The sequence below is a fragment of the Bradyrhizobium sp. CCBAU 11430 genome, from assembly GCF_028128855.1.
Classification (GTDB): Bacteria; Pseudomonadota; Alphaproteobacteria; order Rhizobiales; family Xanthobacteraceae; genus Bradyrhizobium; species Bradyrhizobium ottawaense.
On sequence record NZ_LBJV01000063.1, the window covers coordinates 1 to 23,270 of the forward strand.

Consider the following 23,270-nt stretch of genomic DNA (forward strand, 5'->3'; position numbering starts at 1 on the left):
GCGGAGCGACGGTGGAGCCCGGCGGCGGCGCCAGCGGCTGGGTCTCGACCGGCCCTGGCATCACGTTGCCCTGCCGGCCCGGCGGCGGCGGCATCGGGCGCGACGGCAGCACGCGGCCCTGCGGCGGCAGCTCCGGCACCTCTTCGTCGTCGTCGGGGATCTGCTGCGGCTGGGGCTGGCCGCGTGGAATGTTGCCGGGCGGGCGCAGCGGCGGCGGATCGGAAAAGATCGTGCCGATCTGCGCCTGAGACGGCGTCGCAGCCGTCAGCGCGGTGGCGGCCAAAAGCGCCGCAAGACCTGTCAGGGTAATGGTTCGAAACATCTCGCGCGGCTTCAACAGCGAATCGGGCTTGTTGGACATTCTACAGGGGATACCGCCGCTCGCAGGCCCTCCGGTTAACACGGGGAATACGGCGGGGGAAGGGCGGCATCCCTGCCCTGCCCGCCGTCCGCTGGCCAGGGCGGCCGACCGGTGGGATAGTCGGAAAGCCCTCCCAGGGGCGCGAGGCGGGCATCGCCCGAAAATGACATTCAACGATAACCGGAACCCCCGAGGTGCCCCCCTCCATGCCCGTTGTGCTCGATCCCGATGCCGCCGCCGTCTACAAGGCTTTCCAGGAGGCCGGCCGCCCCGCCTACGAGACGCTGACAGCGCCGGAAGCGCGCGCCTATTATGCTCAGGCGCGCTTTGCCACCAACCCCGAGCCGCCTGAGCTCGCGCGCGCCACGCCGCTATCGATCCCGGCGCCGCACGGGGTGATCCCCGCCCGCCTCTACGTGCCGAAGGAGCCGCGCCGGCACGACGGCCTATCGCCGGCGCTGATGTTCTTCCACGGCGGCGGCTGGGTGATCGGCGATCTCGATTCCCACGACGTCGTCTGCCGCCAGTTGGCCCACGCCGGCGCGCTGATCGTGATCTCGGTCGACTACCGCCTCGCGCCCGAGCACAAGTTTCCCGCGGCTACCGAGGACGCCATCGCCGCGACCCGATGGGTCGCCGCGAACGCGCGCGAGCTCGGCATCGACGCCTCGCGCCTGTCGATCGGCGGCGACAGCGCCGGCGGCAACCTCACCGCGGTCGTTGCGCTCGCCGCGCGTGAAGCTGGCGGCCCCGCACTCGCGGGCCAGGTGCTGATCTACCCCGCCACCGATTTCGCCATGACGCACGGCTCCCACAGCGAGCCCGAGACCAGCGTGCTGCTGACGCATTCGGTGATCCGCTGGTTTCGCGACCACTACCTCAATGGCGCCGCCGACATCCATGACTGGCGCGCTTCACCGGCACGTGCGCAAGACCTTGCCGGCCTGCCGCCGGCCTATGTGCTGACCGCCGGCGCCGACCCGCTGCGCGACGAAGGCGACGAATATGCCGAGCGGCTGAAGCAGGCCGGCATATCCGTCACGACCAAGCACTATCCCGGCCAATTCCATGGCTTCTTCACCATGGGCAAGCTGCTGCAACAAGCCAACATCGCCGTCGACGAGATCGGCGCGTGGCTGAAGGGATTGGGATAGCAACGCCGCGAGCATTGGCTTCGTCCTTGACCAGAGCCGCCAGGAGGCGCATATTCTAGCCAGAATTTCTAGCTAGAAAGTCTGAGTATGACCAAGCGAGTCTGGTCGGTGCAGGATGCAAAAAACCGCTTCAGCGAGGTGGTCCATGCGGCGCAGCGCGCACCGCAAACGGTGACGCGGCATGGCAAACCCGCTGTGGTGATCTTGAATGCCGCAGAGTTTGAACGCTTGCAGGAGCTGCAACGCGCTCGGGCGCCCTCTCTGACCGATCTGCTTCTTGAAATGCCGCAAGACGACGGGGAATTTCCGCGCGCGCGTGTCGCGGATCGTGACATCGGCCTCTGATGTTTCTGCTCGACACCGTCACGCTGTCCGAGCTGCGTCGGACCAGACGCAACCCGTCGGTGGTCGCCTGGATGGAGCGGCAGCGAACGGCAGATCTTTTCCTCAGCGTCGTCAGCATCGGCGAAATCGAACGCGGAATCGAACGTCAGCGCGCTGCAGATCCGAGCTTTGCCGATGCGCTCGCCACCTGGCTGGATCGCGTTCTCGCTCTCTACGGCACACAGGTCTTGCCGTTTGACCTCCAGACCGCGCGTCGCTGGGGAGCTCTCAGCGCCGCGCTCGGCAATGACAGCGCAGATCTCATGATTGCCGCCACCGCGCTCGAGCATGGACTTACTGTCGTGACGCGCAATGTCTCGGACTTTGAGCCTACGGGAGTTCGCGTCGTAAATCCATTTGAAGGCAAGTAGCCAGCCAAGCTCTCGAGTTGCTCTCCCGGACGCCAAAATGCACCCTGCTCTCCTACATGCCCTCCCCATGCGCGGCCTGACATGGCTCGGCAGCCAGGGCACGCGCGGAGTCGCCGCTGTCGTCTTCATCGCGGCTGCGGTGCCACCGCTCGGCGCGCTGCTGCGTCCCTATCTGACCGAGGCGATCCTGTGCCTGCTCTGCATCTCCTTCATGCGGGTCGATCTGGCCGCCCTCTACGGCCATTTGCGCCGGCCGGCGCTGGTTGCAACCGCCACGGCCTGGACCACGATCGGCGTGCCGCTGATCGTCGGATTGATCGCCCACGCAACCGGGCTCACGGCTCGCGCCCCCGGGCTTTCGCTCGCACTGATGCTCCAGAGCATGGCCTCGCCGATGATGGCCTCCCCGGCCCTGGCCGCACTGATGGGTCTCGATGCCACGCTCGTGCTGATCACGCTGGTGACCTCGACCGCGCTGGTGCCCTTCACGGCCTCGCTATTCGCCGGCCTCTTCCTCGGCGACATGCTCAGCGTCACGCCGTTGACGCTCGGCCTGAAACTGCTCGGCATCCTCGCAGCATCGCTGCTGGCGGCGACCGCCATCAGATGGCTCTTCGGCGCGGCGGCAATCCAGCGTCACAAGACGCCGATCGACGGCCTCAACATCATCATCCTCTTCATCTTCGCTGCTGCGATCATGGGCGATGTCGTCAGCGACCTCATCACACAGCCGCTGTTCACCCTCGGCCTCGCAGCTCTCTCGTTCGCGATCTATTTCACCCTGCTCGCGATCACCACGCTGCTATTCCGCCGCATCGGCTATGAGCGCGCGCTGGCGCTTGGGCTGATGGTGTCACAGCGCAATCTCGGCCTGATGCTGGCGGCTACGGCCGGCGCATTACCGCCCACCACCTGGCTCTATTTCGCGATGACGCAGTTTCCGATTCACCTTGCGCCTTACATGCTGATGCCGATCGCGCGGCGCCTGACGGTACGCGCGAACACCTCCAGCTCTGCTGCGACAAGCACCCCCTAACCCGCCCTCGCCGCGCGCCGCAGCGCCTGCGGCGGCTGGCCGAAGGCGCGGATGAAGGCGCGCCGCATGCGCTCGGGATCGCCGAAGCCGGTCGCCTCAGCGACCAGCTCGATCGCCTCGCGCGAGGACTGCACGCGCTCGCGCGCGACTTCGAGCCGCAGCCGCTCGATCGCCTTCGACGGCGTCGCGCCGGTCTCGGCGGCGAACGCGCGGGCGAAATGCCGTGCGCTCATGCCGGCACGATCTGCGAGGTCCTCCACCGTCAGCGGCGCCTCGAGATTTTCGCGCGCCCAGGACAACAGCGCGCCAAATCGGCCGTTCGGCGTCTTCAGCTCCAGCAGGGAGGAGAACTGCGACTGCCCGCCGCTGCGGCGATGGTAGAGCACGAGCTGCCGCGCGGCTGCCTGCGCGATCTCCTCGCCATGGTCCTCGGTGACCATCGCGAGCGCCAGATCGATGCCCGCCGTAATTCCTGCCGACGTCCAGACATTGCCGTCGCGGGTGAAGATCTGGTCCGGCTCGAACTTCACCTTCGGATAGCGCGCGACGAAATCGCGCGTCCGCCCCCAATGCGTGGTGGCGCGGCGGCCGTCGAGCAGCCCCGCCTCGGCCAGCACATAGGCGCCCGAGCAGACGCTCGCCATGCGCACGCCGCGCCGCGCCAGCCGCTGCACGAAGGCGCGCGTGACCTCGCAGCGCGCGGCATCCGCAACGCCCGCGCCGCCCGCGATCACCAGCGTCGTGATCGCATTCGCCGACTTGAAATCACGCGCCATCATCTCGACGCCCGACGAGCTGCGCACCAGTCCCGCGCTCGCGGCCAGCACGCGCAGCGCAAGCGTCTTGCCGGTGCAGCGCGCCGCGACCTCGAACACCGAGATCGGGCCGGCCGCATCGAGCAGCTGGAAATCCGGGAAGATCAGGATGCCGATCATAGGGTATGTCCGAAATAGAGGGAATTACGCCATTTCAGACACAACCGCACCATGCCAGTCTTCGCACGTCAAGCTCATCTTTGGAGGACCTGCCGATGTCGTCACCGCTCCAGATCGGTCTTCTGGTATTTGCGCGCGTCACCCAGCTCGACTTCACCGGTCCCTTGCAGGTGTTCTCCATGGTGCCCGGCGCCAAGCTGCACCTGATCTGGAAGCGGATCGAGCCGGTGCCGAGCGATTCCGTGCTGACGCTGACACCGACCACGACGTTCGCCGACTGCCCGCAGCTCGACGTGATCTGCGTTCCCGGCGGCGGCGGCACCAACGACTTGCTCAACGATGAAGAGGTGCTGGATTTCCTGCGCAAGCAGGCCGAAGGCGCAAAATACGTGACCTCGGTCTGCACGGGATCGCTTGCGCTCGGCGCCGCCGGCCTGTTGAAGGGCTACCGCGCCGCCACCCATTGGAGCGCGATCGAGATGCTCGGCCAGTTCGGCGCCATGCCGACCAAGACACGCGTCTGCGTCGACCGCAATCGCATCACCGGCGGCGGCGTCACCGCGGGAATCGATTTCGCGCTGACGCTGGTCTCCCTCATGGTCGATCGCACCACGGCGGAGGCAATCCAGCTCCAGATGGAATACAACCCCGCCCCGCCCTTCAATTCGGGCTCGCCCGATACGGCGCCCGCTGAAGTCTTGGCCTTGCTGAGAGAGCGCGGCGCGCAAAACCAGGCGCGGCGCCTGGAAGCGGTCAAGCGTGCGGCGGAGCGGGTGAACTAGCGCGGGCCGATGCTCGCGTGTCCCGGACGCGCTGCAGCGAGCAACGCTGCTGCGCAGAGCCGGGACCCAGGGGCTACACGGGTCGCTGCAGCATGGGCCCCGGCTCTGCAGCGCTTCACTTCGTGCCGGGCAGCGTCCGGGGCAGTGACCGTCGTGCTGGTCCCCCCAAAAGAAAAAGGCCGCTCGGTTTCCCAAGCGGCCTTTCCTGTCTTACGGCGGCTGCACATTCCATCGGGCGATTTCGGAACTTCCAGACCGGGGGCCTATCTCCCGATCGAGTCCTTACTCGGCGGCCGCTGCATCTCGGGACAGTCGCGAACTGTTGCCCGAACCGAACGCGATGGTCTCCCATCTCCGTAAGATGGAGTCATTGAGCCGCATGGCTTGCCTGGCCGCAATGTCCGCGCAGACGCCGTCCCCGCTGTTCCCGTTGTCCACAGCAAGGTGAGTCGGATGCGCGTGCATCCAACCGAACGATCGAGAGTCGAAGGAGGACGGAAAGCCTAGCCAGGCGTCCAGGGCTGATAGTCGCCGGTCGCCTTCGGACGCTTGCCGCTGGCCAGGGTCGAGCCCGAGGGCCGATAGGCCTTTGCCGTGCCGGTGAGATTCGGCTGGTGCGGCTTTTCCCATTCGCGCGGCTGATAGTTGGCCTCGGTCGGTGGCACATCGACGACGTGATGAATCCAGCCGTGCCAGGACGGGGGGATCCGGCTGGCTTCCGCATAGCCGTTATAGACCACCCAGCGTCGCTCAAAGCCGAGCGTCGGATCGACCGCCCCGCCGCGGGTGCGATAGTAGAGATTGCCCTGCTCGTCCTGGCCGACCAGCTCTCCGTACCGCTTGGTCCAGAGCTGGGTGCCAAAAGTCTGGCCATTCCACCAGGTGAAGAACTTGAGGAAGAATTGTTTCATGCGGCAAGGGCCCTGCTTCGTCGGGTCCTGATGCCATCCGGGCGGCGAAATGTCCAGTTCGGCGGGACGGCGGCGCCCTCGGCAAATGCGCCGGGCTCGCCAGGAACGCTGCCGCAAATCGGACGCGATCCGTTCATGCCGGGTACAGCCATTGAGAGCGAGGCTCCGTTCACGCGCAAACCGGCGTGATCCCAGGAACCCCAGCCCTTTCATAGGGTTTGCTTCCGGGAAAGGAGTTTTATCATGAAAAGTCTGAAAGTTTTGAGTGCCGCCGCAGCGCTGGCGCTCGTTCTACCCATGACCTCACCGAGCTTTGCACAGGGGCCGGGCGGCGGTGGCCGTGGCGGCGGTGGTGGCGGCCACGTCGGCGGTGGTGGTGGTGGTGCTCACATCGGCGGTGGCGGTGGCGGCGGCGCTCACTTCGGTGGTGGCGGCGGCGCGCGCATGGGCGGCGGCGGCTTCGGTGGCGGAGCACGAATTGGCGGCGGCCCCGCGTTGCAGGGAGGTGGCGGCAACTTCGCGGCCGGCCCAGCGGTACGTCCGGGCGGCGGCACGTCCTTCACCGGTGGCGTCAGCCGCAACTTTGCAGCCGCCAACGGCGGCACCTGGCAAGGCCGCGGCGGCAACTGGAGCGGCGGAGGCTGGCATCATCATCATCGTCGCGGCGGCTTCTGGCCGGGCTTCGCGGCCGGTGCGGCGATCGGTGGCCTCGGCTCGTATGCCTATTACGGCGGCGGCTATTACGATGACCCCTACTACTATGGCGACAGCTACTATGATGAGCCGTCCGTGGCGGTGGTCCCGGATAGCGGCGGCGACCCGGCCTATTGCGCGCAGCGCTACAAATCATACGACCCGGCTTCGGGCACCTATCTCGGTTATGACGGCCAGCGGCATCCCTGCCCGTAAGACGGCCTGAACAATCGATACAACAAGTCGCATGGGCGGCACCGGTGATGGCCGGCGCCGCCCATGTCTGTTCTGCGAGCCACTGCATTTCGCCAGTCACTCCCGGGACGCCCTGCCGAGGGATGAAGCGGCCATGGCCCGTTTCGGGGCGCGCCGTTGTCTTGACCAGTGTCCGATTGTTGTCTTGCCGATCGCGTTCGGCCTCGCGATCCCCTCGACTTTGCTTCAACCTTTCATCGAAGCTGCTCGCACTTCGCGCGCCGCGTGCGCCTTCGCGCGAACCATGACGCATAGATGACGCGGGCCGAAATAAGAGAGGGAACACGCGCCGCAACCCTATGCACCGCACCGTGCATATCTACCCCGATCCAATCCAAAATTGACCCGAGGCACGATTCGCGGATATCACCAATCACAGTGGGGACTTCGATTACTGGGAAGTGTCATGCCGCGTATTCTCGTGGTTGATGACGATCCGATGGTCGGCGCGACCATCGAGGTCCTCCTCCAACGTCAGGGCTTCGACGTCACGCTGGCCGACGGCGGCGAAACAGGACTGGCTGCGCTGGAAGCGCAGGCCTTTGAGGTGATGCTCGTTGATATCTTCATGCCGCATATGCGCGGCTTCGAGTCCATCCGCATCTTTCACGAGCGCGCGCCAGCTACTCCGCTGATCGCAATGTCCGGCTATGCCTTCGCCTCATCCGCCTCGCCCTCTCCCGATTTCCTCCGCATGGCGCTGGAGCTCGGCGCAACGCGCTGCCTGCGCAAGCCGTTCACGCCGGACGCGCTGCTGACCACGATCCGGGAATGTCTCGCCGGTCCGGGCGAGAGCGCACAGCCGAAGGACAAGAAAGAAGCCCCTTGATTCCAACGCAGCGCGTCATTCTCGGTGCTGGACTTGCCATCCTCCTGATCATCACCGCGGCCTCGATCGCCCTCGACGTCAAGTCGCGGTCCGACGCGACGTGGGTCAATCACACCGTCCAGGTGCAGAAGAAGATCTCCGATCTGCGCGTGCTGCTGCGCCGCGCCGAGAGCGCCGCACGCGGCTACGAGCTCTATCGCAGCCAGACGCTCGCCGACGAGTTTCAGGGCGTGCGGGTCCAGATCGCACCGGCGCTGGCCGAGCTGAAGCGCGGCGTGCGCGACAATCCCGATCAGGTCGCGCTGCTGGAGGGCACCGAGCCGCTGGCGCTGCGCCGGGTCGAGATCGCCGCCGAAGCGATGCGCCTGCGCGCGGCGAACGACCAGGCCGGCATTACCGCGCTCAACAGCAAGGCCGAGGGCCGCGGTCTGATGGACACGGTGATGGGCAATCTCGACCATCTGAGCGCGGATGAAGAACGCCTGCTCACCGCGCGCTCCCAGGATTCACGCCGTACCGGCATCGTGCTGCTCGGCATCGACGTCGCCGGCGCCGTGCTGATCCTGCTGCTGGTGGCGCTGGTGATGCGCGAGAGCCAGCGCGCCACGGTGCAGCTGCAGAGCACGCTGACTGAGACCACGGCCGCCAAGGATGCGCTCGCGGCGGCGGTCGCCGAGCGCACCGAGCATCTGGTGACCGCGCATGACGAGCTGCGCCTGTCGATCAACGTGCTGCAAAGCACGTTTCACAGCATGGCGGAGGCGGTGCTGGTCATCGACGCCGAAGGCAACGTCCTGCTGTCCAATCCGGCCGCGGAGCGCATGCTGCTGCATCGCGCCGGCATGAACCTGCGCAATCTGCGCGCGATGTCGGATGTGTTTCACGGCGATGGCGTCACGCCGATGAAGGCCAGCGAGCTGCCCTCGGTGCGCGTGCTGCGCGGCGAGCAGTTCGAGGATCTGGAGATGATCGTCCGCCCGCACAGCGGCAATCCTCCCCGCCATCTCATGATCAGCGGCCGGCCGATGCTGGACGGCCAAGGCGACATCTCCGGCGCGGTGCTGGTCTATCACGACGCGACCATGTCGCGCGAGACCGAGCGGCAGCTGTACCAGTCGCAGAAGCTGGACGCGATCGGCAAGTTGACCGGAGGCGTCGCTCACGACTTCAACAACATGCTGACCGTGATCTCCGGCAACACCGAGACGCTGGTGGCGAGCCTGAAACAGCAGCCCGAGCTTCAGCGCGCGGCGCAGCTGATCGACGATGCCGCCGAGCGCTGCGCCGAGCTGATCCAGCATCTGCTCGCGTTCGCGCGCAGGCAGCCCCTGCAGCCGCGCAACGTCGAGATCAACGCCGCGATCGCCGACATCGCGAAACTCCTGCGTCCCACCCTCGGCGAGCAGATCCAGATCGAGACCGTGCTGGAACAGGGGCCGATGACCGCGCATATCGATCCGTCCCGGCTCACCAACGCCGTGCTCAACATGGCGATCAACGCGCGCGACGCCATGCCGAACGGCGGCAAGCTGCTGCTGGAGACCCACCGCGTCGTGCTGGATGAGGCCTATGCGCAGGCCCATGCGGACGTGGTGGCCGGCCCCTACGTCATGCTCGCCGTCAGCGACACCGGCACCGGCATGTCGCCCGATATCCAGCTGAAGGCGTTCGAGCCCTTCTTCACCACCAAGGAGGTCGGCAAGGGATCGGGCCTCGGCCTCTCCATGGTCTACGGTTTCGTCAAGCAGTCCGGCGGCCACATCAAGATCTACAGCGAGGAAAACCACGGCACCACGATCAAGCTCTATCTGCCGCCGGGCGAAGGCACGGCGGACGTGGCCGCGGCCGTCGCGCCGCAGGTCGAGGGCGGCGCCGAGACCATCTTCGTCGTCGAGGACGACAACCTCGTGCGCAACTTCGTCACCGCGCAGCTCGAGAGCCTCGGCTACAAGACGATTGCCGCGCCCGACGGCAAATCCGCGCTGGAATTGATCGAGGCCGGCCAGCCGTTCGATCTCCTCTTCACCGACGTCGTCATCCCCGGCGGCATGAGCGGGCGCGACCTCGCCGACGAGGTGGCCAAGCTGCGGCCGGGTGTGAAGGTGCTTTACACCTCCGGCTACACCGACAACGCCATCGTCCATCACGGCAAGCTCGACGACGGCGTGATGCTGCTGACAAAGCCCTATCGCCGCAACCAGCTCGCCGAGATGATCAGGAAGGCGCTGAATGGCGGGACGATGACGGCGAGCTAACGCGTGAACTACCGAAGGCGCGTTGCCAGTCACACCATATAACGGGGCGAGGGCACTGGCTCAGGATGTGAGTTCCGGTTGTCTCTTGAGACGCCGTGGCTAGCCCGGATCCGCGCCCGAGGTGTTTAGACACCGCGCCGTGAACGAGTAAGGCCGATTTGATCTCGATCGGGCCGGTCTCAAGCAAAAATCAAGCGCATCTCAAGGACAAATCGTCTCACCAGCCCAATCTCTGAGCATGCTCTCGGCGACAAATGTTGGAGCCGATGTCGCGACAGTCCGCTCGCGGAGCGCGATACCGAGCGCAGTCACCGGATGCACAGCTAGGATCTTGGTCTGCGGCCGGAATTGACGGCGCAGCTTCGACAGGTGCTCGCATGAAGAGACGAGAGTTCATCTTGTTGATTGGTGGAGGACTGGCCTGGCCTGCGATCGCGCGGGCGCAGGGCGGAGCCAAGCTGCATCGTATCTTCTGGGTCTCGACTCAGTCCGAACCGGATCCCTTCCTGGACGGCTTTCGCGAGGGAATGCGCGCGCTGGGATACGTCGAGGGCAAGACCGTAACCTTCGAGACGCATTATGCCCCCGGAGATCCGCAGGCACTGCGCAAGATCGTCTCCGAGTTGCAGCGAGGGGATATCGACCTTGTGGTCTCGGGCGGTCCGGCGACACGCGTCATGACTGCGGTCACCGACATCCCCGTACTGTTTGCACTGAGCGGTGACCCCGTCGCTTTGGGTGTGGTGAAGAGCCTTGCTCACCCCGGCACCAATTTCACCGGCAGCACATTCCTGTCGCTCGAGCTGGCAGGAAAGCGCGTTGAGCTGCTCAAGGACATTTATCCAAAGCTGCGAAAACTGGCGGTCTTCTCGAACACGGATCATCCGGGAGAGCCATTGGAATGGCGTGCGACTTTGGAGTCGTGCCGGAAACTCGGCATCGAGGCAGCCTACGTTCCGTTCTGTGGCGCTCGCGAAATCGAGAATGGGTTGATGGCTGCCGGCAAGGTGGACGCGGATGCTCTCCTCGTGTTTCCCGATGCTGTGACGCTGGTGCATCGTGCGAAGATCGCGGAGTTTGCAATCGCGCACCGGCTGCCTTCGATGTTTGGCTGGTCAGAATATTGTGACGCTGGAGGTCTCTTGAGTTACGGCGCAAACCAGCGCACGACCTATTTTCGGCTTGCCACTTATGCCGATCGCATCCTGCGCGGTGAAAATCCGTCAGATCTTCCGGTGATGCGCCCCGAGAAGTTTGAACTGGCAGTCAATCTGAAGACAGCCAGGCTTCTGGGTACGGACCTGGATGTGTCGTCGATCCTGTTTCGCGCCAGCAAGGTGATCTCCTGAGAGTAGTTATGTCGGACGGTGCTGCGCAGCCCTCTTCGTGTACGATGCCCCCGCGTCGCTCGCTGTTCTGCAAGTACTTCGCGACGTTGTTTGTCGCTGCGGTCGTGCCTCTGATACTCGGCGCGGCCGTCGAGGCTTCTTTCGGTTACCGAGACCAGCGCCGCCAGATCAGCGCGGTGCTGCAGGCCGATGCTCGCGCGGCGTCCGACAGGATCGAGGCGTTCACCGATGGCATCCGAGATCAGCTGGGTTGGATGGTGCAGCTTCCCTGGTCTGCCGGAGACGATGCGCAACATAAGATCGATGCCTTGCGCCTCCTCCAGCAGGTGCCCGCAATCGTTTCGGTTTCGCTTCTGGATGAGACCGGTACCGAACGGATCTTTGTTTCCAGGCTGCATCTGAACAGGACCGGGCGCGGCATTGATATGTCTACGGATCCCGCTGTTCTGGGCGCACGCGCCAACAAGGTTTGGTACGGACCGGTTCAGTACCAGCGAGATTCAGAGCCCTACATGAGGATCGCGGTTGCTGGGAGCCTGCCGGCCGCGGGGGTTGCGATCGCCGAGGTCAATCTGAAGCTGATCTGGGATGTCATCGCAGCCATTAGAATTGGCGAGACCGGCTACGCCATTGTTGTCGATGATTCCGGTCATCTGATCGCACATCCCGATATCAGTCTGGTCCTGCGCGGCCGCGCCAGCTCGGGCAGTTTCGGCCGGATCAAGCATCTCGCCGGCGCGGCGAGCGAAGCGGCGGTGATAACCGGGGACCAAGGCAACCCGGTGCTGGCGCTATCCGTTCAGGCCGCCGATGTGGGATGGACGGTGATCGCGATGCAGCCGGCCTCGGAAGCCTTTGCATCAATTCGCGCGGCGTTGTGGCGCTCGTCAATTCTCATTGCCTTTGGTGTTCTCATCGCGCTGGCGCTCGCCTATTGGCGCGCGCACAGAATGTCCGGCCCGATCAAGCAACTGGAAGAGGGCGTGGAGCGGATCAGAACCGGACAATTCGAGCATCGCATCAAAATCTTCAGCGGTGACGAGTTGCAGCAACTGGCGTTGCGCTTCAATGAAATGGCTTCTGAACTGGCGATCTCGCAGCAGAAATCTGTGCGGATCGAACGGCTGAAGCAGTTCCTGCCATCACAGGTCGCCGAATTGGTCGAGCATTCTCATGAACTGCTCGAAGGGCAGCGACGCGAAGTAGCTGTCATTTTTGGCGACTTACGCGGCTTCACGGCGTTCTCCACGCGCAATGAACCCGATGTCATCATGGCCGTCATGCGAGAGTACTACGAGGCCGTCGGCGCCGTGACGACTCGTCACGAGGCAACGCTCATCGGCTTTGATGGCGACGGAGTCATGCTCCTGGTCAATGCCCCGGTCGCATGCGAACAGCCGGCAACTCAAGCGGTCCGACTCGCGATTGACCTGCAAATGACGGTGCAGTCCCTTGCCGGCAAATGGTGCGACGCCGGCCACGCGATCGGCTTTGGTGTGGGCGTTGCCATGGGACCGGCAACGGTAGGAACGGTTGGTTATAACGGTCGGCTGGACTACACGGCGATGGGAGCCGTGGTGAATTTGGCGTCGCGGCTCTGCAATCTCGCGAAGGACGCGCAGATCCTGGCTGATCCCACTATCGCTGGAAGGGTAAGGGATAGCGTTCCGTTGGCATCGCTCGGACAGCGGACCATCAAAGGCTACGACCAGGCCCTCGAAGTCTTTGCTGTCGCACCTGCTGACCTGCCGTTGAAACCGCCGGGCTCGAGACAACACCGGCGAGAGAAAGAGCCTCAGGACCACTGATACCCCGGCGTCCGGACGGCTAGCGCGTCGCCAGCACCACGGCCGCCAGCGTGAAGACCAGCGCCGCGATCTGCCCTGCCCCCAGCGGCTCGCCAAGCGCGAGCGCGGAGGCGACGACGCCGATGACAGGCACCGCCATGGTGCCGATCGCGGCGACGGAGGCCGGCAGGCGGGCGAGCGCTGCGAACCAGCTGACATAAGCGATGCAGAACTGCACCACGGTCGAATAGACCAGCAGCCACCAGCCGACCGGCGTCACCTGGGACAGATGCGTGGTCTCGACCAGGAGGCCGATGATCGAGATCGGCAGGCAGCCGATCCCGATCTGCCAGGCCGCGGCCGTGATCGGCGGCAGATGGATCGGGTACTTCTTCGAGAACACCGTGCCGACGGCAAAGCCCAGCGCGCCGGCGAGCGCCATGACGATGCCCGGCAGCTTCTCGACGCTGGCGGCAATGCCGTTGCCGCCCATGATCGAGGCAAGCCCGACAAAGGCCATCACCAGCCCCAGCGTGCGCAGCACGGTCGGCCTCTCGCCCAGCACCGGCCATGCGATGATCGAGGCCCAGACCGGCATCGTGTAGGCGATCAGCGCCGCCTCGCTCGCGGGCAGCCAGAGCAGCGCCAGGCCCATCAGCACCATCCAGCCGGTGACGTTGAGCACGGCGGCGGTCAGGAGTCGCGGCCAGATCGCAGGGTCCACCTTGAGGCTCTGCCGGCGGATGATCGCCAGCGCCGCCAGCAGCACCGCCCCGAGCACGCCGGTCACCCCGCGCAGCGTCAACGGCGGCAGCTCGGAGAGCAGGAATTTGGTCACCGGCCAATTGAAGCCCCAGCCGATCGAGGTGATGGCAAGGAACATCAGGCCGGCCGGGGCGATGCGCGGCCGCGCATCCCGGCGAGTCGAATCAAGCATGTGGGTGGTCCGGCAAAATCGACCCTCAGCTTGGCCCGGATTCGCCCCTCTCGCCACGGCCTCGGCGGGCATGCCTGCCCTCACCTTCCGTAGGGCTACGTGAGTCCCGCTGACGCAATCCCATTGCTCAAAAATATACCTGCCCTGTGAACAGCGGGATGAAGCATCCGCAGCACCACGGGATGCAAATTTTTTCGGTTGGGAATCTCTGAGGACTCACTGATACTTGCCTCCACAACAGGCGCGGGCTTGCCCCCTGTTATCCCCCGCAATCCACCATATTTAGTATTTGATTCAGGAACTCGTACTAGTTCTTGACGGGCGCAACGGAGAGTCCTAGCTTTCGGTCCGTTCGGCGCGAGTGAGTTTGCGTCCCGCCGGCACTCCCCCAAAGGGTCTCGCAAATCTCAACTCCGCCAAGCCAGCCAAAGGCAGCGGATGAGGGCTTGTCTGCCCGCGAAAGCGGACTTTTCGGGCGCCAGAACGGGCCGGCAACAGGCTCGGATGGCATCGATAGAAGTTGTGATGGTGTGGGGCGTTGAACGCATGTCGCGCGCATCCCGTTGGGGCGGATGGGCGTGGACATGCCGGCGGATGATCGATGCAGGCATCGAAGAGTCGCGTCGGGAGAACAAGGGCCGGGTCCACCGGCTGAACTGCGATGCCCCAGGGCCGAACGGCCGCAAGGCATCGCGAAACGAAATGTCGACCCGGCACGCCCTCAACGAGGGGCGGATCCGGTCAAAGAATAGGACGGGGCAAGACGATGCGGATTGAGCGGCGCCACACCACCCAGGGACAGTCACCTTACGCGGGAATCGATTTCCGCCAGACCACGTCGGAGATCAGGAATCCCGACGGCTCGGTCGTGTTTAAACTTGATGGCGTCGAGGTCCCGACCGAGTGGTCGCAGGTCGCCTCCGACGTGCTCGCCCAGAAGTATTTCCGAAAAGCCGGCGTTGCCGCGCGCCTGAAGAAGGTTGAGGAGGAATCCGTCCCCTCCTTCCTGTGGCGCTCCGTGCCCGATACTGACGCGCTCGCTGCGCTGCCTGAGAAAGAGCGCTATGTCAGCGAGCTCAGCGCAAAGCAGGTATTCGACCGCCTCGCCGGCTGCTGGACCTATTGGGGCTGGAAGGGCAAGTATTTCTCGACCGACGAGGACGCGCAGGCCTTCTACGACGAGCTCCGCTACATGCTCGCCATGCAGATGGTGGCGCCGAACTCGCCGCAATGGTTCAACACCGGTCTGCATTGGGCCTATGGCATCGACGGCCCCGGCCAGGGCCACTATTACGTCGACCCCTTCACCGGCAAGCTGACCCGCTCGAAATCGTCCTACGAGCATCCGCAGCCGCACGCCTGCTTCATCCAGGGCGTGGGTGACGACCTCGTCAACGAAGGCGGCATCATGGACCTCTGGGTCCGCGAAGCCCGCCTGTTCAAATACGGCTCCGGCACCGGCTCCAACTTCTCGCGCCTGCGCGGTGAAGGCGAAAAGCTCTCCGGCGGCGGCCGGTCATCCGGCCTGATGAGCTTCCTCAAGATCGGCGACCGCGCCGCGGGCGCGATCAAGTCGGGCGGCACCACCCGCCGCGCCGCCAAGATGGTCGTCGTCGACGTCGATCACCCCGACATCGAGACCTATATCGACTGGAAGGTGAAGGAGGAGCAGAAGGTTGCCGCCCTCGTCACGGGCTCCAAGATCAACCAGAAGCACCTCAAGCTGGTGCTGAAGGCCTGCGTCAACTGCGAAGGCTCGGGCGACGACTGCTTCGATCCCGAGAAGAACCCTGCCCTCCGCCGCGAGATCAAGCTGGCGCGCCGCAGCCTCGTGCCTGACAATTACATCAAGCGCGTCATCCAGTTTGCCAAGCAGGGCTACAAGGACATCCAGTTCGACACCTACGACACCGACTGGGACAGCGAAGCCTATCTCACGGTCTCCGGCCAGAACTCCAACAACTCGGTCTCGCTGAAGGACGATTTCCTCCGCGCCGTGGAAACGGATGGCGACTGGAACCTGAACGCCCGCACCTCCAAGAAGGTGACGAAGACGCTGAAGGCGCGCGACCTCTGGGAAAAGATCGGCTACGCCGCCTGGGCGTCGGCCGATCCGGGCCTGCACTTCAACACCACCATGAACGACTGGCACACCTGCAAGGCGTCCGGCGACATCCGCGCCTCCAATCCGTGCTCGGAATACATGTTCCTGGACGACACCGCGTGCAACCTGGCGTCCGCGAACCTGCTGACCTTCTACAACACCGAGACCAAGCGCTTCGACGTCGAGGGCTATGAGCACCTCTGCCAGCTCTGGACCATCGTGCTCGAAATCTCGGTGATGATGGCGCAGTTCCCGTCGAAGGCGATCGCCGAGCTCTCCTACGAGTTCCGCACGCTCGGCCTCGGCTACGCCAATATCGGCGGTCTCCTGATGACCATGGGTCTCTCGTATGACAGCAAGGAAGGCCGCGCGCTCTGCGCAGCCCTGACTGCTGTGATGACCGGCATCACCTACAAGACCTCCGCGGAGATGGCGGCCGAGCTCGGCACCTTCCCCGGCTACAAGAAGAACGCCGCGCACATGCTGCGCGTGATCCGCAACCACCGCCGCGCCGCGCACGGTGAGTCCTCCGGCTACGAGGCGCTCAGCGTCAATCCCGTGCCGATGGACCTCGTGTCCTGCCCGCAGGCTGATCTCGTCAGCCATGCGCAGGCGGCCTGGGATGCGGCGCTCACGCTCGGCGAGCAGCACGGCTATCGCAACGCCCAGACCACGGTGATCGCGCCGACCGGCACGATCGGCCTCGTGATGGATTGCGACACCACCGGCATCGAGCCCGACTTCGCGCTGGTGAAGTTCAAGAAGCTCGCCGGCGGCGGCTACTTCAAGATCATCAACCGCGCGGTCCCCGCGGCGCTGCGCGCGCTCGGCTATCGCGAAGCTGATATCGCGGAGATCGAAGCCTACGCCGTCGGCCACGGCTCGCTGTCCAACGCGCCGGGCATCAACGCCTCGACCCTCAAGGCCAAGGGCTTCACCGATGAAGCCATCGCCAAGGTCGAGAAGGCCCTGCCGACCGCCTTCGACATCAAGTTCGCCTTCAACAAGTGGACCTTTGGCGAGGATTTTATTCGCGACCAACTGGGAATCGGCGCGGAAGCCATTGCGGCTCCGGGCTTCGACCTCCTCCAGGCCGTGGGCTTCACCAAGCGCGAGATCGAGGCCGCCAACGTCCACATCTGCGGCGCGATGACTGTCGAAGGGGCCCCGCATCTGAAGGCGGAACATTACTCCGTGTTCGATTGCGCCAACCCCTGCGGCAAAATTGGAAAACGTTATCTGTCGGTCGAGAGCCACATCCGCATGATGGCGGCAGCGCAGCCCTTCATCTCGGGTGCGATCTCCAAGACCATCAACATGCCGAACGACGCCACGGTGGAGGACTGCAAGTCCGCCTACATGCTGTCGTGGAAGCTCGCGCTGAAAGCCAACGCGCTCTATCGCGACGGCTCCAAGCTCAGCCAGCCGCTCAACTCGCAGCTCATCAGCGACGATGAGGACGAGGACGATGCGGTCGAGAGCCTCTACGAGAAGCCGATGGCGGCGCGTGCCGCCCAGGTCTCGGAGAAGATCGTCGAGAAACTGGTCGAGCGCATCATCGTGATGCGCGAGCGCGAGAAGATGCCGGATCGCCGCAAGGGCTACACCCAGAAGGCGGTCGTCGGCGGCCACAAGGTCTATCTGCGCACCGGCGAATACGATGACGGCCGTCTCGGCGAGATCTTCATCGACATGCACAAGGAAGGCGCGGCGCTGCGCTCCTTCATCAACAACTTCGCCATCGCGGTGTCGCTCGGCCTGCAATACGGCGTGCCGCTGGACGAATATGTCGACGCCTTCACCTTCACCCGCTTCGAGCCGGCGGGCCCGGTGCAGGGCAACGACAGCATCAAGTACGCGACCTCGATCCTCGACTACGTCTTCCGCGAGCTCGCGGTAAGCTACATGTCGCGCTTCGACCTCGCCCATGTCGATCCCAACGAGACCGGCTTCGACGCGCTCGGCAAGGGCGTCGAGGAAGGCAAGGAGCCGGACGAGAACGGCGGTCATCACGCGACCCGCCTGGTCTCACGCGGCCTCACCCGCTCCCGCACCGACAACCTCGTGGTGATGCGCGGCGGCTCGGCTGCCGTCTCGCAAGACAACGACGGCGCCCCCACCGGCGGCAGCAAGGTCACGGCCCTCGCCGCGCACGGCACCAGCGCCCGCGTCGGCGACGCCCTCGAAGGCGCCGTCGCCCTGAAGCAGGAAGCGGCCCACGACCTCTCCCCCACGGAGAAGCTCGAGGCGCTGCAGTGGAGCAAGGCCGGCAGCACCGCCCAGACCCTCGTCCCCACCAAGGCCGAGCGCCGCGCCGAAGCCAAGGCCAAGGGCTACGAAGGCGAGATGTGCAGCGAGTGCGGCAACTTCACGCTGGTGCGGAATGGGACGTGTATGAAGTGCGATACTTGCGGGAGCACGACGGGGTGCTCGTGAGGCGACAGGCCCTCAGAACCGGACTGCCAGGTTCTGGGGGCCTATACCTTGGTCTCTCATGAAGAAGCCACATCCAGCAGAATGTGTGTGCGCCACTTGCGCCAGCGAGAAAGATTTCGATTTTCCAGAACATCTTCTCGACAAAATCACGAGTGGCGATGTTGTCGTCTTCGCAGGAGCAGGCATCAGCACCGAAAACAGAGCGCACTGCAAATCTCCTCTAAAGGAATGCCCAAAGTGCATTCTCATTCTCACACCTAACTTTTTGACCAACAATGGTTGGAGCAAGCGGGAGTACGACTCAATCTTCACGCGCGAGTTAGTCGAAAGGCAGCAAGTTATTCTACCAGTTTGGTCTGACGTGGATGCGGCCGGTGTTTACGAGTACTCGCCGATCTTAGCTGACCGCGTCGCCGTTAATTGGTCCCTCGGTGTCGAAGAGGTTGCTCGACGTCTGGTGAGAGCGCTCGATACGTAGGCATAGCTCGAATTAAGGTGACAGCGCAGGAAATTCGTTCGCTATTACCGAATCGGCTACTTCGGCTAATTTTCGCCATGCGCCTCTGATAAGTGCACGCCGCAATTCCTCCGAATTGCCTTTGCGGTCGACCCCTTCACCCCTAAACTCCCAACCTCACCGGCATGGGTTCCGACGAGCCCGGTAGACGCGGAGTAGAAGTCATGCCCAAACCGGAAAGCTTCCCGATCGAGAAGATCTTCGTTCCCACGAAAATGAAGAAGGCCATCAAGCCCGAGGCCGTCACGGAGATCGCGGAAAGTATTCTGGACATCGGACAACAGGCCCCCATTTCCATTCGGCTCGACGGAGATCGCCTCGTTCTGGTCGAGGGACTGCATCGGTTAGAGGCCTGCAAGGCGCTCGGCGAGACGACCATTCTCGGCGTCCTGGTCCCGGCCGAGCTTGCTCAACCCAAGCCGCTGTTGGCCGAAAGACCTGAAGTCGAGGCGGAGCGCATCAAGATGGCGCGATTGAAACAGCTGCGCCTCGAGAAAGAAGCCGCAGAGGCATCGACGGCTGCCTTGAAGCGCGCTGGCGCAACGCAAGCGCCGCGCACCCGTCCGACGAAGGGCATCCGCGACAATCTGAAGGCATCACCGGGCCGGACTGCGAAATCGACACAGAAGACATTGTCGGACTGGATCACGCAGCAAAAGGGCAGCGGCGGCCGCTATTGATTGCGGGGATTGCGGTGAGATTGAACTAAATCGTCGATCATAAATCGATCAGCTCGCCGTCATCCTGCGGGAGCGATAGCCGCTAACCGCGGCGACCTCTCCTCGCATCAACCCCGAATTGCGGTGACGGTGCACTCAACTCTCGTCTCATCTTTGGAGACTGAATTCCAAATTCACGCCTCCCCCAACCCGAGAATGAAGCTCTCAAAATCCTGCGCGAGTACATTCGTATTCGGGAACTCTGCGAACATTTCGCCACCGTCCGGCGGCTCACGCTCGTGCTCCCAGTAGAACACCTGGCCATAGCTGTCCGGCTCCAGGCTGAGCAGGAACAGGTCGCCGCCGGGATCGGGAGCGAAGGGGCAGCTCAGGCGGGGGATTCGATTCATGCTCCGATACATGTCGTAATTGTCGATGACGCCGTAGCTGTCGGTCGGATGGGTCGTGAACAGCAAGTCCAGAACGGTGCGGTCGTTGCGCCAGGGCAGCTCGACGCCGCAGGGCTCGAAGCCGCCGCCGTCGGATTGCGCCAGCAGCGCCTGGTAGGGCGCGGGCAGCGGCGCGCCGATATGTTGCTCCAGCGCACGGATGGCGTCGGCGGACGCCGGTGGGCGTCGGTTGTCCATGAGATCGAGATAGTTCATGGGGCTAGCGTCCTGTCCCGTGTCATGAAGTCGCCGCTCCTGTGGGCGAGCTCTCTGTCTATGCTGCGTGGTACCAGCTGCATGGTCTTCATGTCTTGATGGTGGCGCCATGTATCATTGTCTCCGCGATTTACGCCCACAGCGCCCATGCCAAGGAAAAGCAAGCTCCTCCTCCGCCTTCGCAGAGTCCGGCGGAGCGTCCAGTGGGCGCGAAAGAAATTCGCGCGCGCGCCGCGGACGGTCCGGATCACGGGCGGCGTCTTGATCCTGCTGGCAACGCTCGCGCTCCTCAACATCGCCTATCAAATCATCCGCAAGCCGACCGAACTCTTCGCCGTCGTCGGCCACGCCCTCGACAAGGAGCCAGCGGAGACCTGGGCGAGCTACGGCCCCCTCTTCCGCACCTATTCCACCGCGACCATCACGCCCGAATTGCTGGCCGCGCTGGCGCAGGTCGAGAGTTCGGGCAATCCGGTGGCGCGCACCTATTGGCGCTGGCGATGGAGCTTCAATCCGCTGGCGATCTACAAGCCCGCCTCCAGCGCGGTCGGGCTCTTCCAGATGACCGATCCGGCCTACACGGAAGCCGCGCGGTTCTGTGTTCGCGGCAACACGGTCACGCAGACCGGCTGCGGGTTCACGTCCTTCTATATTCGCGCGATCCCGAGCCACTCCATCGAGCTGGCCTCGGTGTATCTGGACCGCCAGGTGGCGCTGGTTCTCGACCTCGCCGGCGATGCGAAGCCGAGCGCGCAGCAGAAGCAGGATCTGGCCGCCTTCATCCATCTCTGCGGCGCAGGTCCCGCGGCGGCCTATGCGCGGCGCAAGTTTGTGATGATCGCTGGGACACGCTGCGGCGATCACCTCGTCGCGGGCTATGTTTCCAGGGTCAACGCGATGAAGCGGCAGTTTGTGCGGCTGGCGGCGGACCACGATAATTGAGGAGCACAGCCCCGCTGTCGAGTCCGCCATAATTTTTCCTTTGCACGCGCGTTGTGTTGGACAGTGGCGAGACTTATCCTTCCCTTTGATCGGACTGCCTCCCATTGACGCCCGACCGGATGGAGAGCGCATCGGTGCCTGAAACGAACGACCCCAAACCTGATACCGGCAAGCCTGATACCGCCAAACCTGATACCGGCAAGCCGGACGAGGCGCGCGGCGACGGCGGGCTGGCGCGGGCCCTTGACCGGATCAGGAGCACACAGGCAGACCTTGCACGGCTGGACCAGCTGGTTTCCGGAATGGAACACGATGGCGAAGGCAAGCCAGCCTCGCGCGCAAGCGCCGGTGCGGCGGCAGCCGCCACTCCCGGAAACAAGGCGCCGACGCCGGATGCCAAGCCTTCGAGTGCAAAGCCTCTGAATACCAAGCTTCGCGATCAAGGCTTGAAAGGAGATCGGACCATGATGCGCGCTTTGGTTGGCCTCGTGCTGGCGATCGGCCTTCTCGGCGCCGCCTTCGCTTCGCAATATCGCGATGAGGCCAGCTCAATCAGCAAGTCGATCATGGCACGATGGGCTCCGCCGGCCGCGAGCAGCGCCCCGCAAGCGTCCGCGGTGGAAGGCCCAGTGCAGCCGCCGGCCGTGCTACTGGCTGCTGCGGGTGATCCGAGCCCGGCGCCCGCGCCGCCGGTCCTCAAGGAAACGGAAAGCGCCCCAAAGCCTGACACTCCAAGGCCTGACGCTCCAAGGCCTGCTGCCACGGCGCCCGACCCGTCATCGTCCGATCTCGCGCAATCGCTCAAGGCCATCACGAGCGAGCTTGCGAGCATCAGCGGCAAGCTCGAGCAACTGAAAAGCCGCAACGAGCAGACCCTGCGCGAGCAGGCCGACACCATTCAACAGCTCAAGACAGCGCAAGAGAAGGGTGCGGCGGACAATGCGCGCCTCGCTGCGCAGGTCCAGGCGCTGCAAACGCAACTGACCGCGTCACCCGCGTCTGCAGCCGCGAAGCCCGTCGTGCGCAGTGTGAACAACGATGCGGCTACGCGTGCCCGGCCGCACATCCCGGCGGCCGAACCCCGGCGGCCCAGACCGCCGCCGCGAGGCCCCTGGATGCCGCCGTATATGGACCCTTATTACGGCGATCCGGATTGGTGAGCGAGCTGCCGTAGGGTGGGCAAAGCGACTTGTCCGCCGTAGCTCGAAGAGCGAAGGCGGAAGCGTGCCCACGTCTTGGCTGATCGAGGAGAAGACGTGGGCACGGCGCAAGTGCGCCTTTGCCCACCCTACGAAGCTACTACGCTCTACGTTCGCCTCACCGTATCTCGTTCATCGTCACCTGGGCCGCGATCCCCGTCAGCTCGGAATCTTGCGCCGCAAGCTCCTCATCGGAAGACGGGCCAACCGAGACTTCAGTCATTCTGCGTTTGACCTGTTCGCAGGTCTTGCGCACGTCTTCGGTGAACAGCGCGCATTCTTCGATGCGCTTGAAGATCTTCCGTCCCTCTTCACGATACCCCGCTGCCGTTTCTCGCATGAAGGCGATCGCATCATGAACCTGGGCCGTCAGCGCCTCGCATTTTTGCGCGGCGTCGATCAACTCGGTGCCCATGGCCTCGATCTCTTTTGCAGCGGACTCATAGTCGCGAACGACCGCCTCTGCACTGAGCGCACCGACGCGCGAGACGCCCGCGGTGTGCTCGACGTAATCAGGCAGATTAATTGAAGTAATGGAGCTTCCCGAGCGGATCGACGTGATGTCGGCTTCGAGTTGGACCAAGTTCACTCCGTCCCGCCTGTGCAATTGTTCGACACTTGCCATGACCAATCCTCCCAATACGCGCGCCCAGCACCCCAAACAGCATTGGGTTTATTACGGGGATAAGTGTCGTTCTACCTCGATGTA

General features: G+C 64.3%; 21 protein-coding genes and 1 pseudogene. 15 read left to right on the plus strand and 7 right to left on the minus strand.

Annotated elements, in window-relative coordinates:
- Window positions 1–361 (minus strand): annotated as a pseudogene (locus XI04_RS22295) (DUF2155 domain-containing protein); the annotation flags it as partial.
- Between the two features lie 206 nt (window positions 362–567).
- Between XI04_RS22295 and XI04_RS22300 the strand changes: the two are divergent.
- The 4 genes from XI04_RS22300 (at window position 568) to XI04_RS22315 (ending at window position 3,306) form a co-directional block, all read left to right on the plus strand.
- Complete coding sequence (locus XI04_RS22300) at window positions 568–1,515, plus strand: alpha/beta hydrolase (RefSeq protein ID WP_271609423.1); 948 nt, start codon at window positions 568–570, stop codon at window positions 1,513–1,515.
- An 87-nt stretch (window positions 1,516–1,602) separates the two neighbouring features.
- A complete protein-coding gene (locus XI04_RS22305; RefSeq protein ID WP_028144858.1) occupies window positions 1,603–1,860 on the plus strand; it encodes a type II toxin-antitoxin system Phd/YefM family antitoxin in 258 nt (85 codons plus the stop codon).
- Window positions 1,860–2,270 carry a type II toxin-antitoxin system VapC family toxin gene (locus XI04_RS22310; protein WP_028144859.1) on the plus strand — a complete coding sequence of 137 codons (411 nt, stop codon included), beginning with the start codon at window positions 1,860–1,862 and terminating at the stop codon, window positions 2,268–2,270. Before XI04_RS22305 ends, XI04_RS22310 begins: the two co-directional genes overlap by 1 nt.
- A gap of 37 nt (window positions 2,271–2,307) precedes the next feature.
- A complete protein-coding gene (locus tag XI04_RS22315; protein WP_271611578.1) occupies window positions 2,308–3,306 on the plus strand; it encodes a Na+-dependent transporter in 999 nt (332 codons plus the stop codon).
- Here the strand turns inward: XI04_RS22315 and XI04_RS22320 are convergent.
- Complete coding sequence (locus tag XI04_RS22320; protein ID WP_038970181.1) at window positions 3,303–4,241, minus strand: GlxA family transcriptional regulator; 939 nt, start codon at window positions 4,239–4,241, stop codon at window positions 3,303–3,305. The genes XI04_RS22315 and XI04_RS22320 overlap by 4 nt on opposite strands.
- 95 nt (window positions 4,242–4,336) lie before the next feature.
- Between XI04_RS22320 and XI04_RS22325 the strand changes: the two genes are divergently transcribed.
- On the plus strand, window positions 4,337–5,023 hold the full coding sequence (locus XI04_RS22325) for a DJ-1/PfpI family protein (protein WP_271609425.1): 687 nt from the start codon (window positions 4,337–4,339) through the stop codon (window positions 5,021–5,023).
- Between the two features lie 503 nt (window positions 5,024–5,526).
- Here XI04_RS22325 and XI04_RS22330 read toward each other — a convergent pair.
- Window positions 5,527–5,934 carry an NADH:ubiquinone oxidoreductase subunit NDUFA12 gene (locus XI04_RS22330; protein ID WP_028144863.1) on the minus strand — a complete coding sequence of 136 codons (408 nt, stop codon included), beginning with the start codon at window positions 5,932–5,934 and terminating at the stop codon, window positions 5,527–5,529.
- Between the two features lie 243 nt (window positions 5,935–6,177).
- Here XI04_RS22330 and XI04_RS22335 point away from each other — a divergent pair, with 243 nt between their 5' ends.
- The 5 genes from XI04_RS22335 to XI04_RS22355 all read left to right on the plus strand — a co-directional run bounded on the left by XI04_RS22335 (window position 6,178) and on the right by XI04_RS22355 (window position 13,123).
- The gene (locus XI04_RS22335) at window positions 6,178–6,843 is read left to right on the plus strand and encodes a BA14K family protein (protein ID WP_271609426.1); all 666 of its coding nucleotides are present in this window, start codon (window positions 6,178–6,180) and stop codon (window positions 6,841–6,843) included.
- Between the two features lie 445 nt (window positions 6,844–7,288).
- Window positions 7,289–7,711 carry a response regulator gene (locus tag XI04_RS22340; RefSeq protein ID WP_028144865.1) on the plus strand — a complete coding sequence of 141 codons (423 nt, stop codon included), beginning with the start codon at window positions 7,289–7,291 and terminating at the stop codon, window positions 7,709–7,711.
- Window positions 7,708–9,966 carry a CHASE3 domain-containing protein gene (locus XI04_RS22345; RefSeq protein WP_028144866.1) on the plus strand — a complete coding sequence of 753 codons (2,259 nt, stop codon included), beginning with the start codon at window positions 7,708–7,710 and terminating at the stop codon, window positions 9,964–9,966. Before XI04_RS22340 ends, XI04_RS22345 begins: the two co-directional genes overlap by 4 nt.
- Window positions 9,967–10,343: 377 nt before the next feature.
- Window positions 10,344–11,315, plus strand: coding sequence for an ABC transporter substrate-binding protein (locus tag XI04_RS22350; protein ID WP_028144867.1), 972 nt, complete (start codon window positions 10,344–10,346; stop codon window positions 11,313–11,315).
- An 8-nt stretch (window positions 11,316–11,323) separates the two neighbouring features.
- Window positions 11,324–13,123, plus strand: a complete 1,800-nt coding sequence (locus XI04_RS22355; RefSeq protein WP_271609428.1) for a cache domain-containing protein — start codon at window positions 11,324–11,326, stop codon at window positions 13,121–13,123.
- A 19-nt stretch (window positions 13,124–13,142) separates the two neighbouring features.
- On the opposite strand, the gene XI04_RS22360 is transcribed toward XI04_RS22355, so the two are convergent.
- Window positions 13,143–14,039 (minus strand): DMT family transporter, encoded by an 897-nt coding sequence (locus tag XI04_RS22360; protein ID WP_038970176.1) that lies wholly within the window; start codon window positions 14,037–14,039, stop codon window positions 13,143–13,145.
- Between the two features lie 766 nt (window positions 14,040–14,805).
- On the opposite strand from XI04_RS22360, the gene XI04_RS22365 reads away from it, so the two are divergent.
- The 3 genes from XI04_RS22365 (at window position 14,806) to XI04_RS22375 (ending at window position 19,776) form a co-directional block, all read left to right on the plus strand.
- Window positions 14,806–18,579, plus strand: coding sequence for a vitamin B12-dependent ribonucleotide reductase (locus XI04_RS22365; protein ID WP_271623766.1), 3,774 nt, complete (start codon window positions 14,806–14,808; stop codon window positions 18,577–18,579).
- Between the two features lie 58 nt (window positions 18,580–18,637).
- Window positions 18,638–19,057: a hypothetical protein gene (locus XI04_RS22370; RefSeq protein WP_271623767.1), complete on the plus strand. Its 420-nt coding sequence runs from the start codon at window positions 18,638–18,640 to the stop codon at window positions 19,055–19,057.
- Window positions 19,058–19,260: 203 nt separating this feature from the next.
- The gene (locus XI04_RS22375) at window positions 19,261–19,776 is read left to right on the plus strand and encodes a ParB N-terminal domain-containing protein (protein WP_271609430.1); all 516 of its coding nucleotides are present in this window, start codon (window positions 19,261–19,263) and stop codon (window positions 19,774–19,776) included.
- A gap of 173 nt (window positions 19,777–19,949) precedes the next feature.
- Here the strand turns inward: XI04_RS22375 and XI04_RS22380 are convergent, their stop codons facing one another.
- Both XI04_RS22380 and XI04_RS38880 read right to left on the minus strand, forming a co-directional pair.
- Entirely contained in the window at window positions 19,950–20,420 is a 471-nt protein-coding gene (locus tag XI04_RS22380; RefSeq protein ID WP_212429149.1) for an SMI1/KNR4 family protein, read from the minus strand.
- Window positions 20,417–20,569 (minus strand): HNH endonuclease, encoded by a 153-nt coding sequence (locus tag XI04_RS38880; protein ID WP_095424256.1) that lies wholly within the window; start codon window positions 20,567–20,569, stop codon window positions 20,417–20,419. Before XI04_RS38880 ends, XI04_RS22380 begins: the two co-directional genes overlap by 4 nt.
- On the opposite strand from XI04_RS38880, the gene XI04_RS22385 reads away from it, so the two are divergent.
- Window positions 20,568–21,362 carry a transglycosylase SLT domain-containing protein gene (locus XI04_RS22385; protein ID WP_212429147.1) on the plus strand — a complete coding sequence of 265 codons (795 nt, stop codon included), beginning with the start codon at window positions 20,568–20,570 and terminating at the stop codon, window positions 21,360–21,362. The two genes, XI04_RS38880 and XI04_RS22385, sit on opposite strands and share 2 nt — an antisense overlap.
- Window positions 21,363–21,481: 119 nt before the next feature.
- On the plus strand, window positions 21,482–22,522 hold the full coding sequence (locus tag XI04_RS22390) for a hypothetical protein (protein ID WP_028144874.1): 1,041 nt from the start codon (window positions 21,482–21,484) through the stop codon (window positions 22,520–22,522).
- Between the two features lie 157 nt (window positions 22,523–22,679).
- Here the strand turns inward: XI04_RS22390 and XI04_RS22395 are convergent, their stop codons facing one another.
- Complete coding sequence (locus tag XI04_RS22395) at window positions 22,680–23,186, minus strand: hypothetical protein (protein ID WP_028144875.1); 507 nt, start codon at window positions 23,184–23,186, stop codon at window positions 22,680–22,682.
- Window positions 23,187–23,270 lie beyond the last annotated feature (84 nt).